The organism is Limosilactobacillus reuteri subsp. simiae (genome assembly GCF_020784875.1).
Classification (GTDB): Bacteria; Bacillota; Bacilli; order Lactobacillales; family Lactobacillaceae; genus Limosilactobacillus; species Limosilactobacillus reuteri_H.
This window is the reverse complement of sequence record NZ_JAJGUI010000019.1, coordinates 1-531: the sequence shown is the minus strand read 5'-3', so window position 1 is coordinate 531 and position 531 is coordinate 1. Positions and strand designations below refer to the sequence as shown.

Sequence of the window (531 nt, the reverse complement as noted above, 5' to 3'; positions counted from 1 at the left end):
CACCAGGAGTAGAAACATCAGGTTCTTGCTTCCAAGTGTAAGTTGTTCCATCCGGCATCTGATCCTTGTTCTTAATTGCATCTGCAGGGTTAGGGAGTTTACCTTGATCAGTTGTGATATTTTGGCCTTCAGGTGCAGGAACATTCACAGTTACAGTAACTGTATCTTTTGAACCGTCTGGATAAGTTACTGTAATTGTTTCGGTGTGAGAACCTGGCGTCTTAACATCTTGTGCTACTTGGTCTGGGTTTATCCAAGTGTACTTGGTGCCATCGGGGAGATCAGCCTTGTTCTTAATCCCGTCGGCTGGATCTGGAACCTTACCTTCGGGAGTAGTAATTGGTTGCGTTTCTGGCGTGTACTTGTCCGCATCCGTTGCTGGGTTGATTACGTGAATGGTTACTGGAACTTCATCCTTTGAACCGTCTGGGTAAGTTACCACAATCGTGGCTGGCTTGTCACCAGCTGTCGTTACATCTGGCGTGTCTTTCCAAGTATACTTCGTACCGTCTGGCAACTCGCCCTTGTTCT

At 46.9% G+C, this 531-nt stretch carries 1 protein-coding gene; it reads right to left on the bottom strand.

The window, feature by feature from the left end; genetic code table 11:
- The coding region (locus LMC10_RS01085; RefSeq protein ID WP_229268704.1) for a Rib/alpha-like domain-containing protein at positions 1-531 on the bottom strand (531 nt) is incomplete at both ends.